This window comes from Microbacterium sp. BWT-B31 (assembly GCF_041379855.1).
In the GTDB taxonomy this organism is placed as follows: Bacteria; Actinomycetota; Actinomycetes; order Actinomycetales; family Microbacteriaceae; genus Microbacterium.
The window spans coordinates 100,178-116,418 of the sequence record NZ_JBFECU010000007.1; the positions used below are offsets into that span (position 1 = coordinate 100,178).

The 16,241-nt window shown below is 70.9% G+C and carries 16 protein-coding genes; 11 read left to right on the forward strand and 5 right to left on the reverse strand.

Annotated elements, in window-relative coordinates; all coding sequences use genetic code 11:
* Positions 1-67 precede the first annotated feature (67 nt).
* Positions 68-694: a LysE family transporter gene (locus AB1K54_RS09325; protein WP_371202469.1), complete on the forward strand. Its 627-nt coding sequence runs from the start codon at positions 68-70 to the stop codon at positions 692-694.
* Between the two features lie 114 nt (positions 695-808).
* On the opposite strand, the gene AB1K54_RS09330 is transcribed toward AB1K54_RS09325, so the two are convergent.
* Both AB1K54_RS09330 and AB1K54_RS09335 read right to left on the reverse strand, forming a co-directional pair.
* Positions 809-2,161 carry a D-alanyl-D-alanine carboxypeptidase family protein gene (locus tag AB1K54_RS09330; protein ID WP_371202470.1) on the reverse strand — a complete coding sequence of 451 codons (1,353 nt, stop codon included), beginning with the start codon at positions 2,159-2,161 and terminating at the stop codon, positions 809-811.
* Positions 2,158-3,429, reverse strand: a complete 1,272-nt coding sequence (locus tag AB1K54_RS09335; RefSeq protein WP_371202471.1) for an NAD(P)-binding domain-containing protein — start codon at positions 3,427-3,429, stop codon at positions 2,158-2,160. Before AB1K54_RS09335 ends, AB1K54_RS09330 begins: the two co-directional genes overlap by 4 nt.
* Before the next feature lie 90 nt (positions 3,430-3,519).
* On the opposite strand from AB1K54_RS09335, the gene AB1K54_RS09340 reads away from it, so the two are divergent.
* From AB1K54_RS09340 to AB1K54_RS09355, 4 genes are all read left to right on the forward strand, one after another.
* Positions 3,520-4,419: an ROK family protein gene (locus tag AB1K54_RS09340; protein WP_371202472.1), complete on the forward strand. Its 900-nt coding sequence runs from the start codon at positions 3,520-3,522 to the stop codon at positions 4,417-4,419.
* Positions 4,420-4,567: 148 nt separating this feature from the next.
* Positions 4,568-5,239 carry an acyl-CoA synthetase gene (locus AB1K54_RS09345; RefSeq protein ID WP_371202473.1) on the forward strand — a complete coding sequence of 224 codons (672 nt, stop codon included), beginning with the start codon at positions 4,568-4,570 and terminating at the stop codon, positions 5,237-5,239.
* Positions 5,236-5,607, forward strand: coding sequence for an amino acid transporter (locus AB1K54_RS09350; protein ID WP_371202474.1), 372 nt, complete (start codon positions 5,236-5,238; stop codon positions 5,605-5,607). The genes AB1K54_RS09345 and AB1K54_RS09350 overlap by 4 nt, the downstream gene beginning before the upstream one ends.
* A gap of 218 nt (positions 5,608-5,825) precedes the next feature.
* Entirely contained in the window at positions 5,826-6,383 is a 558-nt protein-coding gene (locus AB1K54_RS09355; protein WP_371202476.1) for a hypothetical protein, read from the forward strand.
* A gap of 278 nt (positions 6,384-6,661) precedes the next feature.
* Here AB1K54_RS09355 and purB read toward each other — a convergent pair whose 3' ends face one another.
* Positions 6,662-8,035 carry an adenylosuccinate lyase gene (purB, locus tag AB1K54_RS09360; protein WP_371202477.1) on the reverse strand — a complete coding sequence of 458 codons (1,374 nt, stop codon included), beginning with the start codon at positions 8,033-8,035 and terminating at the stop codon, positions 6,662-6,664.
* Between the two features lie 76 nt (positions 8,036-8,111).
* Positions 8,112-8,618 carry a low molecular weight protein-tyrosine-phosphatase gene (locus tag AB1K54_RS09365; protein ID WP_371202478.1) on the reverse strand — a complete coding sequence of 169 codons (507 nt, stop codon included), beginning with the start codon at positions 8,616-8,618 and terminating at the stop codon, positions 8,112-8,114.
* 294 nt (positions 8,619-8,912) lie between these two features.
* Between AB1K54_RS09365 and AB1K54_RS09370 the strand changes: the two genes are divergently transcribed.
* Both AB1K54_RS09370 and AB1K54_RS09375 read left to right on the forward strand, forming a co-directional pair.
* On the forward strand, positions 8,913-9,215 hold the full coding sequence (locus AB1K54_RS09370) for a hypothetical protein (RefSeq protein WP_371202479.1): 303 nt from the start codon (positions 8,913-8,915) through the stop codon (positions 9,213-9,215).
* On the forward strand, positions 9,212-10,675 hold the full coding sequence (locus AB1K54_RS09375; protein WP_371202480.1) for a hypothetical protein: 1,464 nt from the start codon (positions 9,212-9,214) through the stop codon (positions 10,673-10,675). Before AB1K54_RS09370 ends, AB1K54_RS09375 begins: the two co-directional genes overlap by 4 nt.
* On the opposite strand, the gene AB1K54_RS09380 is transcribed toward AB1K54_RS09375, so the two are convergent.
* The gene (locus AB1K54_RS09380; protein ID WP_371202481.1) at positions 10,647-11,039 is read right to left on the reverse strand and encodes a phage holin family protein; all 393 of its coding nucleotides are present in this window, start codon (positions 11,037-11,039) and stop codon (positions 10,647-10,649) included. The genes AB1K54_RS09375 and AB1K54_RS09380 overlap by 29 nt on opposite strands.
* Before the next feature lie 225 nt (positions 11,040-11,264).
* Here AB1K54_RS09380 and AB1K54_RS09385 point away from each other — a divergent pair, with 225 nt between their 5' ends.
* The 4 genes from AB1K54_RS09385 to AB1K54_RS09400 all read left to right on the forward strand — a co-directional run bounded on the left by AB1K54_RS09385 (position 11,265) and on the right by AB1K54_RS09400 (position 16,141).
* Positions 11,265-12,386 carry a histidinol-phosphate transaminase gene (locus tag AB1K54_RS09385; protein WP_371202482.1) on the forward strand — a complete coding sequence of 374 codons (1,122 nt, stop codon included), beginning with the start codon at positions 11,265-11,267 and terminating at the stop codon, positions 12,384-12,386.
* A gap of 4 nt (positions 12,387-12,390) precedes the next feature.
* Positions 12,391-13,527 (forward strand): thiamine pyrophosphate-dependent dehydrogenase E1 component subunit alpha, encoded by a 1,137-nt coding sequence (locus tag AB1K54_RS09390; RefSeq protein ID WP_371202483.1) that lies wholly within the window; start codon positions 12,391-12,393, stop codon positions 13,525-13,527.
* Positions 13,524-14,552, forward strand: coding sequence for an alpha-ketoacid dehydrogenase subunit beta (locus tag AB1K54_RS09395; protein ID WP_371202484.1), 1,029 nt, complete (start codon positions 13,524-13,526; stop codon positions 14,550-14,552). The genes AB1K54_RS09390 and AB1K54_RS09395 overlap by 4 nt, the downstream gene beginning before the upstream one ends.
* A 110-nt stretch (positions 14,553-14,662) precedes the next feature.
* Positions 14,663-16,141, forward strand: coding sequence for a dihydrolipoamide acetyltransferase family protein (locus AB1K54_RS09400; RefSeq protein WP_371202485.1), 1,479 nt, complete (start codon positions 14,663-14,665; stop codon positions 16,139-16,141).
* Positions 16,142-16,241: the final 100 nt, after the last annotated feature.

Genomic DNA, 16,241 nt, shown 5'->3' on the forward strand with positions numbered 1-16,241 from the left:
AGAGAATCTACCCGCGCAACGGATGATCTCGCAGTCGCCGTGAAGACGGCATCCGATACTTCCGATCATGGATGCCGCGACCGCACTCGTTAGCGGAGCCCTGGCCGGGCTCGCCATCGCGCTGCCCCTGGGCGCGATCAGCGTGCTGCTCGTGCAGGAGGCCATCCGCGGCGGATTCCGGCCGGGGATGGCCGCTGCCGCGGGAGTCGCGAGCGTGGACCTGCTCTACTGCGTTCTCGCCGTCGCTTTGGGTGCCGTCGTCGCGCCGCTGATCACGCGCATCGAACCGTCGCCGGGAGTGGTCGGCGGCATCGCCCTGGTCGCGATCGCGGTGATCGGCCTGCGCCGCGGCCTGGCTCGACACAAGCAGGAGGGGGTCGTGCTCGCACCGCGCGGGTCGGCGATCTCGGCTTTCCCGGTGTTCTTCGGCCTCACGCTCGTCAACCCCGCGACGGTCGTCTACTTCGTCGCGGTCACCGCAAGCCTCACCGACCTGCACGACGACCTGATCACGGCAGGGGCGTTCGTGGTCGGCGTGGGCGCGGCATCCTTCGCGTGGCAGTCTGTGATCGTGACTCTCGGCGCGGTGTTCGGCCGCCGGGCGAACGCCCGCGCGCAGCGCGCCACGGTGGTCATCGGCTATGTCGTGGTGGCCGTGCTCGGCATCCTGCTGCTGATCCGCGCCTTCGTGTGACCCCGCGCCGCCTGCGAGAGTCGGAGAGATCTCGCGAGGATCGGATGCCTCGCCCCGCCGCATCCGAGATCCGCAGGATCTGGGCCCGGCGTGTGACGGTCACTCGCCGGGCCGTCAGCCGAGCTCGTCCGGATGCGTGAGGCGCCACCACGGGGTCGGTGGCGTGATCGTGCCTTCGATGACGATCGGAACCGTCACCGAGTTCGGGCCGGCCGTCCAGGTCGCGGTGCCGACCTCCACGCCGTCCTCCCAGGCTTCGGGAGTCACGGTCTGCATCTCGACGGAGATCGGGGTGTCCGACCATGTCAGCACCTCGGCCGGCGCCCCGAGCACCATGCGGGCGCTCTGGCCCCACGGCGTCGAGTACGAGCCGACCTCCTGGCCCCGTTCGGCGAGCGGCACAGTGGTGAACCCGCTCCGGATGCTGTCGAGCAGCCTCTGCGCGCTGCGGTCGACGGTGTCTCTCGACGCGCCGCCGAGAACCACTCCGACCACAGTGAGCGGCTGCCCGATTCCGACGTCGAGGGTCGCCGTGTACAGCAGGTTGGAGCTGTTCGGGCCGAGGGTTCCGGTCTTGAGGCCGGTGACGCCCGCGGTGCCGAGCAGGGTGTTGGTGTTCGGCATCCATCCCGTGGCCTCGAAGTCGATCGCGGGGGTCGCGACGATCTTCGCGATCACCGGGTCGGCCGCGGCGATCCGGCCGATCGCGATGAGATCGCTCGGCGTGCTCGTGTTGCGCTCGTCGATGCCCGTGGGCTCGACGATCGTGGTGCGCGCGAGCCCGTGGGCGTCGAGCCATCGCTGTGCCGCATCGAGAAACCCCCACTGCGACCCGAACGCCCACCCGGCGATCGCCTCGGCGTAATTGCAGGCCGACGGAATGAGCATGGTCGCCAGCGCATCGTGCAGCGACATGGTGGTGCCCGTGGGCATGGGCGCGATGCTCGCCCCCATCACGTAGTACTTGTCGTAGAGCGCGTGGTCCGCCTTTCCGAAGGTGAGGGTGGGACCGGGATCGTCGGCGGATGTCAGCGGGTGGGCGTCGAGCACCACCAGCGCGGTGATGAGCTTGGTGATGCTCGCGATCGGGCGTGACTCGTCGTCGCCGCTGGCGAGCCAGATGCCGCTCGCGGACGGCCCGAGATACTCGTCGGCGCCGGTGACCGAGATGGCGGAGGCGCCCTGTGTGGGCAGTGCGATCGTGGCGAGGGCGGGTTCCGGCGCCCGCAGGAATCCGGTGGCGGCGACCGGATCGCTGAGCGGCGCGGTGAGCGCCCAGCCCGTGTAGCCTCCGGTGAGCAAGAGCAGGCCGGCGACGATCGCCGCGGTGATGATGAGCCCGCGCCGACGCCGAGCGCGCCGGCGGGCGGGGTCGACGGGCGGCTGCCCGACGTCGTCGGGCTGCTCTGCGCCCAACAGCGCGGCGAGATCCTCGAGTGCGTCGGAAGTTCCCGGCGTCGTCGTCATCGATCCCCCCTCTCCCTGTCGTCCATCATGGGGTATGCCGCCGACACCGCCGTCCCGTGCGACTCCGAGGCCAGTCGCAGGCGACGGTCCCCACGCCCGCTCCCGGCACCGCTGACGCGTTGGGCGCTGCCTCGGGCCGCGTCGGGCCCAGCCTCGCTCGCGTCGGCGACGCCGGTGGCGGCATCGGCCCGCTGAAGGTCTCGCACGATCGCCCCGACCGCGGCGCGACCGGCGCGGTTCGCGCCCACCGTGGACTGCGAGGGCCCGAAGCCGATGAGGTGCAGACGCGGCTCGGCGAGAGGCTGCGTGCCGCGCATCGTGATGCCGCCGAGCTCGTTGCGTAGGCCGAGGGGGTCGAGGTGCCCGAGAGACGCCTTGAATCCGGTCGCCCACAGGATCGCATCGACCGGCGTGAAGGTGCCGTCGGCCTCGCGCACGCCGTGGGGCTCGATGGCCGTGAACATCGGGCGCCGCTCGAGCGCGCCGCGCGCCTTCGCGGCGCGCGCGTACGGCGTCCAGCCGAGGCCCGTGTAACCGACGACGCTGCCGGTCGGACGCCCCGCCTCGACGTCGGCGACGACCTTCTGAATCGTGGCGCGGCCGGTCGTCTCGGGCATGAACGGGCCGTCGAGGAACACCGGCTCGCGCCGCGTGTACCAGAACGTCGTCGCGATGCGCGAGATCTCTTCGAGCTGCTGCACGGCCGAGATCCCGCCGCCCACGATCGCGATCCGCTGCCCGGCGAACTCGTCGAGCGAGCGGTACTGGCGGGTGTGCAGCTGGCGGCCGAGGAACGTGTCCTTTCCCGGATACGCCGGTCGGACGGGGTTGTCCCACGTGCCGGTCGCGTTGACGACGTAGTCGGCCATCCACGCGCCGGTCGTCGCCTCGATCACGAAGCCCGAGGCGGCCCGGCGCACCGCCGATACGCGCACCGGACGCAGGATCGGCAGCGCGAGCGCCTGCTCGTACGCCGCGAAGTAGCGCGGCACGCTGTCGCGGCTCGCCTCGCGATCGTCCACCGGCGGTCGAGGAACGCCCGGCAGGTCGAAGATGCCGTTGACGGTGGCCATGGTGAGCGACGGCCAGCGGTGCTGCCACGCGCCGCCGGGGGCGCTCGCGGCGTCGAGCACGACGAAGGTGCGCGGCGCTGCGGGATCGTCGAGCGCGCTGGTGAAACCGCGGCGCTGCAGGTGGTATGCGGCCGAGAGCCCCGCCTGTCCCGCACCGATCACCACGACGGTCGCGTGGCGGGGTTCGAGGTTCACGCGGGGTGAAACGCGCGCAGGGCCGCCACTCTTCCCGCGGGCGGCGGTCTTGGCGCGCAGCGCCCCGGGCGACGCCGTAGCGTGGCATCCGTGACTGTGACAGGACTGATCGCGGGCGTCGAGACCGGCGGCACGAAGACCGTCGCCGCCGTGGCGGCGCAGGGCGAGCCCGGGACGATCCTCGCCGAGGTCGAGGTGCCCACGACGACCCCCGACGAGGTCGGGGCGCGGCTGCGGGAGTTCCTGCGTTCGCACGGCGACATCGCGCGTGTCGGCGTCGCCGCGTTCGGCCCCCTCGACCTCGACCCCGCCTCGCCCGCGTTCGGCACGGTGGTGGCCACCCCCAAGCCCGGATGGTCAGGTGTCGACCTCGCGGCGCTGATCGGGCGCAGGCCGGTCGCGATCGTGTCTGATGTCACCGGCGCCGCGCTCGGCGAGGCCGCGGCGGGCGCGACGGCGGGCGTGCGCGACTCGGCGTACATCACCGTGGGGACCGGCATCGGAGTGGGCGTGCTGCTGGGCGGCCGCCCGTTCTCTGGCACGTCGCATCCCGAGCTCGGGCACATCTCGATGCGGCGCCACCCGGGTGACGCGTTCTGCGGCGCGTGCCCCTTCCACGGCGGGGACTGCGTCGAGGGCCTCGCCGCCGGCCCGGCCGTCTCGGCACGCTGGGGGCGTCCCAGCCACGACCTCGGCGTCGACCTCGACCGCGCCGTCGAGTTCGAGGCCTTCTACCTCGCGCAGCTCATCGCCACCGTGAGCTACGCCTACCGGCCGCAGCGCATCGTGCTCGGCGGCGGGGCGATGAAGATCCCCGGGCTCCTCGACGCGGTGCGCGAGGCGTCGGTGCGCGAGCTGCGCGGCGCGCTCGGGGCGGGGCATCCGTCGAACGACCCCGAGCACTACCTCGTGCGCCCCGCACTCGGCGACCGCTCGGGAGTCACCGGCGCCCTGCGGCTCGCCGCGACACAGACGACGGATGCCGCGTAGCCCGCGAACCTCGCTCCGCCCGGGCGCCCCGGCCGGCCCGGCGCCGCTGCCCGGCGGCACCCCCGCGCCTGCAGAAACCGCCGCCGACCGGCCCCGCGGTGCGCGCGGCCTAGACTGGAGGCATCCCCTCCGTCGTTCAGGAACCCTCGTGACGAAAACCCCGCAGCCCCTCGCGTTCGAGGTATGGCACGTGCAGCTCGCCCGCGCGATCTTCGCCGGCATCGCGGCGGCCATGATCACGTTCTCGCCCGACCACTCGGCCGAGGTGGGGCTCGCGGTGTTCAGCGGGTTCGCGATCGCGACCGGCATCGTGCACCTCGTCTCGGTGTGGCTGGTGTACCCGGCCCGCCGCCGCTGGCCGGCGGTCGTGCTCGGCGTCTTCGCGATGCTCGCGGGCATGATCAGCGGGCTGCCGCCGCTGCGCACGACGACCCTGTTCTTCGTGATCGTCATCGTGTGGGCGCTCGCCAGCGGCCTCGTCGAGACGATCGCCGGATGGCGCGCCCTGCGCGCGGCCAAGCGCGGTGAGACCGAGCTCGGCCCGGCGGTCCAGGCGCGTGACGCGCTGATCGTGGGCATCGTCACCTTCGTGCTCGGCATCGTGCTGCTGTTCGTGCGGCCCGAGTACTCTCTCGACTACACGATCGACCAGGCGGGCGAGACCTTCACCCTCACCGGCATCATCCTCGCGGTCGGCATCTTCGGCGGCTACGCGGCGATCGTCGCGGTGTACCTCGCGATCGCCGGCTTCTCGCCGCGCAAGGCGCAACCGGCCGCGCCGCGTCAGGTCGCCGCCCCCGACGACGGAGAACCCGCATGAACGAACGTCCCACCCGCCGCGACCTCATGAAGCCGGTGCAGCTGCTCGGGCTGGCGTTCGGCTCGGCCGTGTTCGCCGGCGTCGTCACGCTGATCTCGATGGGATTCTTCCAGTCGCGCTTCGACGGTCAGTCCCAACGCGCTCTGGTCGTCGCCGGTGTCATCGCCGGCATCACCTTTATCGCGGTGCTCGTGATCCTCGCGCTGCTGCTGCTCGCGGTCGACCCCGCGCAGGTGCAGAAGCCGGTCGATCGCGGCGTGCTCGTCGACAAAGGTGACGCGGACGCGACCGCGCCGAAGGCGCAGGACGAAGGACCGGATGCTACGCTCCCCGGTCCTGCGGGGAGGAATGACCCTCCACGCGGTTAGTTGGTTGAGATACCGAGCGCAGCGAGCGGGACAGGATGCACTGAGCGTGAAGACGTGGCGCGCGCTCGCGAATGTGAAAACGAGCGTGAGGTTGCAGCGTAGTTCGCGGAACTTGGCACGCATCCCGTCGACAGCATGAGACCCATGCCGCTCAACTCGAGGTCTCGATGCACGGTAGGGTGTGCAGGCACTCTTGCGAACCGGGGAATGGGGATTCCATGCAGAAGAAGTGGATTGTCGCTGTTGTACTGATTGCCGTGGTCGGGCTCGGCGGATGTGCGTCAACTGAGGATGATGCCATCGAGAGTCCGACGGATGTATCGGCGAGCAGCAACTCCGCGTCGTCCGCTTCGCCGACGGCGGATCTCGCCGCACCGACCGAGGCGAGCCCCTCTGGGTGCTCAGACGAGATCATTGCCCGATACACGGACATCACCTACGCCACAGTCCAGTCGATCTCAATCTCAGATGCAGAGTCAGCACTCGGTCTCACCGGGCAGTACCAGTCAGGTTGTGCATACTCGCAGACTACGAGCAGTGGAGTCACCCAATACGACATCTGGCTGGTGGGCGCGGATGAGCAAACGCGTGAGCAGGTCGCGGCTGACGTGACTGCCGCTGGCTACGAGGCAACACAGACGCCTTTCGACACTACGGGCGGATGGTCTTCAAATATGGCCCGCACGACTGTTGGCTCGAGCGCCAACGGTTCAATGCTGTGGGGCGGTTCGAGTGGAACGAAGAAGGACGAGATCTACATCGGCCTCATCCCTTAAGGTTCTTGCCGCCCGTCGGGTCAAGAGCAATTGAGGACATTTGCCTCTCCTGGGGCGGCCCGCAAGTGTATAGGCACCGATCAGCGGCATCGTGCCGTCCTGTCCGAGGCTTTTCGGTTCTCGTGCCTTCGGGATCAGTCGTCGCGGCCTCTGGGGCGTCCTGCTGCGGGTGCGGTCGTCGTCCATGACCCCGAAGCTACGCGCGACCCGCCGCCATCACCCACCCCTCGACTTCAGGCCGTTCGCGTCCTGCGGAAGGTGGCGCGCGCCGAGCCGCGTCAGCGCACGAGGTCGGCGGCGAGCCCCGTGTAGGTCGCGGGAGTCAGCGCGAGCAGGCGCTGCTTCGCGGCATCGCCGATGTCGAGCCCGCTCACGAACTCGGCGAGCTCGGCAGCGCCCACGCGGCGGCCGCGCGTGAGGTCCTTCAGCAGCGCGTACGGGTCGGTGATCTGCGACCGACCGGCGGCGATCTCGGCGCGCACGACGGTCTGGATCGCCTCGGCCAGCACCTCCCAGTTGGCATCGAGGTCGGCATCCAGCACCGCCTGCGCCAGCGAGATCTCGCGAAGTCCGCGCTCGAGGTTGTCGAGCGCGAGCAGCGAATGCCCGAACGCGACGCCGATGTTGCGCTGCGTGGTCGAGTCGGTGAGGTCGCGCTGCAGGCGCGAGGTGACGAGGGTGGCCGACAGGGTCGAGAACAGGCCGCCGGCGATCTCGAGGTTCGCCTCGGCGTTCTCGAAGCGGATCGGGTTGATCTTGTGCGGCATCGTCGAAGACCCGGTGGCGCCGGCGACCGGGATCTGCGCGAAGTAGCCGAGCGAGATGTACGTCCAGATGTCGGTCGCGAGGTTGTGCAGAATGCCGCCGGCGTGCCGCACGCGGTCGTACAGCTCGACCTGCCAGTCGTGCGACTCGATCTGGGTCGTGAGGGGGTTGAACCCGAGTCCCAGGCCCTCGACGAACTCGCGCGTGGCGACCGGCCAGTCCACGGCCGGGTCGGCCGCGACGTGCGCGGACCACGTGCCGGTGGCTCCCGAGAACTTCGCGAGGAACTCGGATGCCTCCACCTGCGCGGCCACGCGCTCGAGGCGCCACGCGAACACGGCGAGCTCCTTGCCCATCGTGGTGGGGGTCGCCGGCTGCCCGTGCGTGCGGGCGAGCATCGCGGCATCCTTGTGCTTCTCGGCCAGCGCGCGCAGCGCCGCGATCACGACCCGCAGCTTCGGCAGCCACACCTCGTGCACGGCTCGCTTGACGATCAGCGCGTACGCGGTGGAGTTGATGTCCTCGCTCGTGCAGGCGAAGTGCGTCAGCTCGGCTATGCGAGCAAGCCCCAGGGTCGACAGCCGGTCTCGTACGAGGTATTCGACGGCCTTGACGTCGTGGCGCGTGACGGCCTCGCGCTCGGCGAGCCAGTCGATCTCGGCCTGGCCGAAGTCGAGGTAGAGCGCGCGCAGGCGCTCGGTGTCGGCATCCGTCAGCGGCGAGGTGCCGAACAGCGACCTGCCGGTCAGGGCGATGAGCCACTCGACCTCGACCTCGACGCGGGCGCGGTTGAGACCCGCCTCCGACAGGTAGGCGGTCAGCGGCGCCACGGCCGCGCGGTAGCGCCCGTCGAGCGGGCTGAGGGGCTGAGCGGGGAACTCTGTCACGGGACTCCCGTCGGACGCGGCTGAGGCACAGATGCCCGAGCCGGGGTTCGTGAATGCTCGGCGCTCCCGCAGTGATTCAGATCGCGGCGCGAAGCGCGGGTTCGAGCTGCCGGAAGAGCGACCGGCTCGCACCCTCGATCATACCGAGCACCTCGTCGAACATCGCGGGGCCGGCGTAGTAGGGGTCGGGCACGTCGAGGGTGTGCGCGCCGGACTCGAACGACATCAGCAGTGCGATCTTGTCGATGTCGCCGTGGCTGCGGGCCCATCCGCGCAGGATCCGCTCGTGTGAGCGGTCCAATGCCACGATCAGGTCGTTGCGTGAGAAGTCGTGGTGGGTGAACTGCCTCGCGCGATGGCGGGTGCCGTCGTACCCGCGGCGCTCGAGCGCGTCGAGCGTGCGCTGATCGGCGCGTTCGCCGACGTGCCAGTCGCCTGTGCCGGCGCTCGTCGAGGCGATGTGCTCGCTGAGACCGGCACCGTCGGCGAACCACCGGAACACGATGTCCGCCATCGGCGAGCGGCAGATGTTGCCGGTGCACACGAAGACGACCCGAAAGGGTTCGGAGACGCTCGTGGTCATGCGTCTTATCTTGGCCCGACAGGCGGCCGCGTCAAAAGGGTGGCGCTCGAGATCGCGGCGATGACGGATGCACCGCCGCGCGGGAGCCACGGTGGGGGCATCCGGCGAGAGGCGCAGATCCGGCGGTTGTCGGGCGAGTGCGCCCGAAGCGACCGCGTGTCGGCCGATCTGCGAGTCTCGGCGGCGAGCGGTGCGCGCGACTCCTCCTCCCCAGGTGCGCTGCCGGGCCCGAGAGTGCACAGATCGGGTCAAGAGTGCGGTGACGGATGCCTCGACCCGCCCACGATGGACGACATGTCCCTTGATCTCGCCGCCCCTCCGAACTCACGGGCCCTCGCGGCCGCGCACGACCTCGGCATCGTCGTGGACGAACTGCAGGCCTTCGCCGACCGGCTGGTCGAGGTCACCGCCGTCGCACGAGGGCTGGCCGCACAGACGGACTGGCGCGCGAAGGCCGCAGCCGTCTTCCACACGCGGGCCGAGCGCTGGGCGGGCGAGGTGTCGGGGCTCGCCTGCGCCGCCGAGACGGCGCGCCTCGACGCGGTCGAGGCCCAGCGGCGCATGGAGTGGATCGCGTGGCAGGGGTGGGAAGGGTGAGCGACGACCTCGAGATCCTCTCCGGCGGCGCGATCGCCGTCGACACCGACACGCTGCGCCGCGCCGCGAGCGGGTTCACCGCCGCCCTCACCGACCTCGATGAGCTCGCGATGAGGCTGGACCACTCGCGCGCACTGCTGCTGGAGCACCGCGATGATGCGGCGGCGGCAGAGGCGGCGGCATTCGTGCTCTTCTCCCGCCTGGGCGACGTGATGCACGAGGCGACGGATCTCGCCGAAAGCCTGCAGTCAGCGGCGATGGTGTACGAGCTGGTCGAGCTCAATGTCGAGTACGACGCGGCGTCGACCGCCGGCGACGCGGCCGCGATGTCGCGGATCGATGCGCGCCGCGCGGCGATCATGGCCGCCGACCCCGACGCGTTCGCGCGTGCGAAGGCGTTGGAGCTCAACCGGGCGGGGCTGTGGCAGGGCGAGCTCGTGCACCAGGCGACGGTGCTCGGCATCGATGTCGGCGGGTTCTTCGACGACGTCGTGCGCGACCCTCTCGCCAATGGTGTGGCGGGCCTGTTCCGCAAGCTCGCGGGCGACGTCGCCGGCGAAGCGGCGGGCGAGGTGGCGAAGGCGATCATCGGGGGCCCGCCCGCGGTGATCGGCGGGCTGGTGTTCGGTCTCGGCGCGATGGCCGGCACTGCCGCCACCGGCCTCAGTCGCAGCGGGCTCATCGCGCGCGACGCGAGGCTCGCGGGCGGCCCCGCCGAGGTGACGATCACACGCGTGCCGCCCGCGCCCGCGCCGACCCCGGCGCCGACCTCGCTCGCGTCGGCGGCCGAGCGCGTGCCATCCGGAACCTCCGCGCGCGTGCGGGTCGAGAAGTACACGATGCCCGATGGGTCGAGAGAGTTCGCCGTGTATGTCGCCGGCACCCAGACCGGTGACGGGCCGGCGGGCGAGGCGTGGGACTTCTCGGCCAACGGCAGCCTCTACACAGGGCACGAGTCGGCCTCGTATACGGCGACCGAGAAGGCGCTCGCCGACGCCGGAGCCCAGCCGGGCGACACCGTACACGCCTTCGGCTTCTCGCAGGGGGCCATGATCACCGCGCACCTCGCCACGGGGAGCGACTACGACGTGCAGACGCTCGTGTCGTACGGCTCACCCGTCGAGGCCGATGTGGGGCCCGGCACGCTGAGCGTCGGCATCCGCCATCGCGACGATCCGGTCGCCGCGCTTGCGGGAGGCGGTCACTTCACGCCGGTGGGCGCCGAGGGCAGCTTCGTCGCCGAGCGCACGTACGACCCTGCCACGGGGATCCACGACATGCAGATGCCGGCGCACAGCCTGGACGCCTACACCCGCACTGCGGCGGTCGTCGACGCCTCGGGCGATGCGCGCCTCGCGGGCGTGAACGACGTGTTCGAGCGGCTCGGGGACGCGGCATCGGTCACCGTGACCGAGTACTCGGCCGCGAAGGTCAGCTCGACTTCTTCGGGCGCAGGATGATGCCGGCCAGCCAGTTGATGAGCGAGATGATGATCGCCGCGACAACGCCCCACCAGAAGTCCTCGACGCGCAGGCCCCAGCTCCACCAGTGCGTCAGCCACGCGGTCAGCCACAGCAGGAACGCGTTGATGATCAGGCCGATGAGGCCGAGGGTGAGGATGTAGAGGGGGAACGCGAGCACCTTGATCACCGTGCCGATGATCGTGTTCACGATCGCGAAGATCGCCGCGACGATCAGCAGGGTGAGGATGTACTGCAGCGTCTCGTCCGGGGGGAACGCGATCACGGTGACCTGCAGCGCGGGGATCAGCGTCACGATCCAGATCGCGAACGCGTTGACGACGACGCGGAGGAGGAAGCCCATGGGGGGAGTCTGGCACGGGGGCCGGATGGGCCGGAAGGTCTGTGCGGCGGGGCGCGGGTGGTTTAGACGCCGTGTTCGAGGTGGCCAGAGAGCGCCGCCGCGATCTCGTCGAGATTCAGGCGGCTCGGCGCCACCATGAGCACGAGTTCGAATGCCTCGTCGGTACGAAAAGGCCTCGTTGCGGCATCCGCTCGCCGTTCCCGCGCCCGCTCGTAGACTCGACGCGTGACCGACGCCCCCGAGATTCTGCCGATCCCCGTCCGTGTGCGCCCCGAGATCGCGGCGCTGCCCCCGTACAAGCAGGGCAAGCAGGCCAGCGCCGACGCGTTCAAGCTGTCGAGCAACGAGAACCCGTTCGATCCGCTTCCGGGCGTGCTCGACGCCGTCAACGCCGCGTCCGCGCTGAACCGGTATCCGGATGCCACGGCCGCGCGCCTGCGCGAGCGCATCGCCGAGCGGTACGGCGTCACCTCTGACGAGGTGCACATCGGCGCGGGAAGCGTCTCGATCCTCGCGCAGCTCGTGCTGGCGACCTCCGGCCCCGGCGACGAGGTGGTCTTCGCGTGGCGCTCGTTCGAGGCCTATCCGTGGCTCGCGGTGCTTGCGGGCGCCACGCCGGTGATGGTCCCGCTCGCCCCCGGCGCCCGGCACGATCTTGCGGCGATGGCGGATGCCGTCACCGGCCGCACCCGCGCGATCATCGTGTGCACGCCGAACAACCCGACCGGCCCGATCGTCACGCAGGCCGAGTTCGACGCGTTCATCGCGAAGGTGCCCGCCGACATCCTGGTGATCCTCGACGAGGCGTACGCCGAGTTCGTCACCGACGTGGACGCGGTGGGCGGCGAGCGCATCCTGTCGCGCGGCGCGCACCCGAACGTCGTCGTGCTGCGCACCTTCTCGAAGGCGTTCGGCCTCGCGGGCCTGCGCGTGGGCTACGCCGTCGGCCACGCGCGCATCCTCGACGCGGCACGCAGCACCGCCATCCCGCTGTCGGTCACCGCGCACGCCGAGGTCGCCGCGCTGGCGAGCCTCGACGCCGAGTCCGAACTGCTCGAGCGCGTCGAGGTCATCGCCGAGCGACGGGACCGTCTCGTGGCGGCGCTGCGCGACCTCGGCTGGGCGATCCCCGACGCGCAGGGCAACTTCGTGTGGTTCCCCGCAGCCGACGAGACGCTCGCGGTCGCCGAGCGCTTCGAGCAGGCCGGGCTCATCGTCCGCCCGTTCGCCGGCGACGGCATCCGGGTGTCGGTGGGCGAGGAGGCATCTGTCGAGAAGGTACTGGGGATCGCGGCATCCGTTGTTCGGACTCTCCCAGAGGGGCACGTGGCCAGGCGGCTAGCGTAGAACGGTGACTTCGGACACCTTGAGGCACGACGAGCCGGTGCGGCTGCTCGCACCCGACGGATCGTTCGCCCCCACCCCCGCGGCCGAGCCCTATCTGCCCGTGGTGGACGCTCTCAGCGACGCCGAGCTCGAGGGCTTCTACCGCGACATGGCCGTGATCCGCGCGTTCGACGTGCAGGCGACGAACCTGCAGCGGCAGGGGCAGCTGGCGCTCTGGCCGCCGAGCTTCGGGCAGGAGGCCGCGCAGGTCGGCTCGGCCCGCGCCGCCCGCCCGCAGGACCACGTGTTCCCCTCGTATCGCGAGCACGTCGTGGCCCGCATCCGGGGGGTCGACCCGCTCGACATCATCCGCGTGATGCGCGGCCTCACCCACGGCGGGTGGGACCCGTACGATCCCCGCAACGGCAACACCCACATCTACACGCTCGTGCTCGGCTCGCAGACGCTGCACGCGACGGGCCTGGGCATGGGGCTCGTGTTCGACGGCAAATGCGGCACGGGCGACCCCGAGCGCGACGAGGCGGTGATCGTCTACTACGGCGACGGCGCGTCCAGCCAGGGCGACGTGCACGAGGCGATGGTGTTCGCCGCGAGCTACCGCACCCCCGAGGTGTTCTTCCTGCAGAACAACCAGTGGGCGATCTCGGTGCCGGTCGCCACCCAGTCGCCCGTTCCGCTCGTGCGACGCGGTGAGGGCTACGGCATGCCGAGCATCCAGATCGACGGCAACGACGTGCTCGCCAGCTACGCCGTGACGAAGGTCGCGCTCGACCATGCGCGCGCCGGCGAGGGGCCCCGCGCGATCGAGGCGCTGACCTATCGCATGGGCGCGCACACGACGAGCGACGATCCCACCAAGTACCGCACCTCCGACGAGGAGCAGTCGTGGTCGCGCCGCGACCCGATCGACCGCATGCGCGCATACCTGCGGGCGCGGGGTGCGGCAGACGCCTTCTTCGCGGATGTCGAGGCCGAGGCATCCGCCGTCGCCGACGACACGCGCGTGCGCACGAACGCGCTCGGCTCGATCCCGCCCGGCACGATCTTCGACCACGTGTACAGCGAGCCGCACCCGCTCATCGACCAGCAGAAGGCGTGGCTCGCGGACTACGAGGCATCGTTCGAGGAGGGGGCGTCATGAGCGAGACCCGGTCGCTGCACGAACAGAGCGAGACGAAGCCGGCCGCGGGCGTGACCACTCTCCCTTTCAGCCGCGCGCTCAACGCGGGACTGCGCCGCGCGCTCGCAAGCAGTGACCGCGTGCTGCTCATGGGCGAGGACATCGGACGGCTCGGCGGGGTGTTCCGCGTCACCGAGGGACTGCAGGCCGAGTTCGGCGAGCGCCGCGTGATCGACTCGCCGCTGGCGGAGTCGGGCCTGGTGGGCACCGCGATCGGCCTCGCGATGGCAGGCTTCCGCCCGGTCGTCGAGATCCAGTTCGACGGGTTCGTGTTCCCCGCCTTCGACCAGATCACGACGCAGCTCGCCAAGCTCACCAACCGGCACGAGGGGGCGTTGCGGATGCCGGTGGTCATCCGCATCCCGTACGGCGGCCACATCGGGGCCGTCGAGCATCACCAGGAGAGCCCCGAGGCGTATTTCACGCACACGGCGGGCCTGCGGGTGGTGTCGCCGTCGACGCCGAACGACGCCTACTGGATGATCCAGGACGCCGTCGACTCGGACGACCCGGTGATCTTCCTCGAGCCGAAGTCGAAGTATTGGCTGAAGGGCGAGGTCGACCAGGGCGCCCGTGCGCTGCCGCTGCACGCGTCCCGGGTCGTGCGCCGCGGCACCGACATCACGCTCGTCGGGCACGGCGCGATGGTGACGACGCTGCTGCAGGCGGCGGCGATCGCCGAGTCCGAGGGCACGTCGTGCGAGGTCATCGACGTGCGCTCGCTGTCGCCGCTGGACTACGGGCCGATCCTCGACTCGGTGCGCCGAACGGGCCGCATGGTCTACGCGCAGGAGGCGCCGGGCTTCACGTCGGTGGGCTCCGAGGTGGCGGCGACCGTGATGGAGCAGGCGTTCTACGCGCTCGAGGCGCCGGTGATCCGCGTGTCGGGGTTCGACGCCCCCTTCCCCCCGGCCAAGCTCGAGGGCCTCTACCTTCCCGATGCCGACCGCGTCCTCGAAGCCGTCGACCGGGCTCTGGCCTTCTGACCCGGCTCCGTCCCGCTTACCGTGAGAATCCATCCGATAGCCCAGACACCGGGTGACACCCGTGGTCCCGGCCGGCAGGTGGAGTCTCACGGGAGACGAAAGGATCGACCATGACCACCCAGACCTTTGTGCTCCCGGACGTCGGCGAAGGGCTCACCGAGGCCGAGATCGTGTCGTGGCAGGTCGCCCCGGGCGACACGGTCGCCGTCAACGACGTGCTCGTCGAGATCGAGACCGCCAAGTCGCTCGTCGAGCTGCCGTCGCCGTTCGAGGGCACCGTGGGCGAACTGCTCGTCACCGAGGGCACGACGGTGATCGTCGGCACGCCGATCATCACGATCGTGGCCCAGGCGACGGATGCCTCGCCCGCCGCAGACCACGACGTCACCGTCGGCCGCTCCGAGCACGGGGCCCCGCCTGAGCCCGAGGCCGGCGAGGGTGCGGTGCTCGTGGGCTACGGCACCGGCGGCCACGTGCAGTCCCGCCGCCGCAAGCCCGAGCCCGCCGCGGCGCAGGTGGCGGCCGGGCCCACGCGCCCGGAGGCTCGCCAGGGCGCGCCGGCGCCGTGGCGAGCCGGCGCGGGGACGGTGGGGATCATCGCGAAGCCGCCGATCCGCAAGCTCGCGCGCGATCTCGGGGTCGACCTCGCCGAGGTGAACCCCACGGGGTCCGGGGGTGTCGTCACGCGCGAGGACGTGCTCTCGCGCGCCGACCAGGCGAGCGTCTTTCGCAACATCACCACCCCGGACTGGGGCGATGTGCGCGAAGAGACGATCCCGGTGGAGCCGGCGGTCGCGGCATCCGCTGTGGCTCCCGTGATGGCGCAGGCGCCGTCGATGCTCGCGCCGGCCGTCGCCGAGGAGCGCGTGGTCGCCCCCGCGCCGGACGGCCGTGAAGAGACCATTCCCGTCAAGGGCGTGCGCAAGGCCGTGGCATCTGGAATGGTGCTCTCGGCGTACACGGCGCCGCACGTCTCGGTGTGGACCGATGTCGACGCCTCGCGCACGATGGAACTCGTCAAGCGGCTGAAGTCGTCGCCCGAGTTCGCCGACATCCGCATCTCGCCGCTGCTGGTCATGGCGCGCGCGGTGATCTGGGCGGTGCGGCGCACGCCGATGGTCAACGCCGCCTGGATCGACACGGATGCCGGCGCCGAGATCCGCGTGCGCCGGTATGTGAACCTCGGCATCGCCGCCGCGACTCCGCGGGGCCTGCTCGTGCCGAACATCAAGGACGCTCAGGACCTCTCGATGCGCGACCTCGCCCGCGCCCTCGAGAAGCTCACGCTGACCGCGCGCGAGGGCAAGACCCAGCCCGCCGACCAGCAGGGCGGCACGATCACGATCACCAACATCGGCGTGTTCGGGATGGATGCCGGCACCCCGATCATCAATCCCGGCGAGTCGGGGATCGTCGCGCTCGGCACGATCCGCCAGAAGCCGTGGGTCGTCGACGGCGAGGTGCGTCCGCGCTGGGTGACGACGGTGGCGGGATCGTTCGACCATCGCGTGATCGACGGCGACGGCATGTCGCGCTTCATCGCCGACGTCGCCTCGGTGCTCGAAGAGCCGGCGCTGCTGCTCGACTGAGCCGCGCGTCGCACCCCGCCCTCCCGCGCGTCGACGAACCGCTGTCTCGCCGAGACTCCCCGTCGTCGACGTGGATAACGGGGTCGCTCGGCGAGAAGCC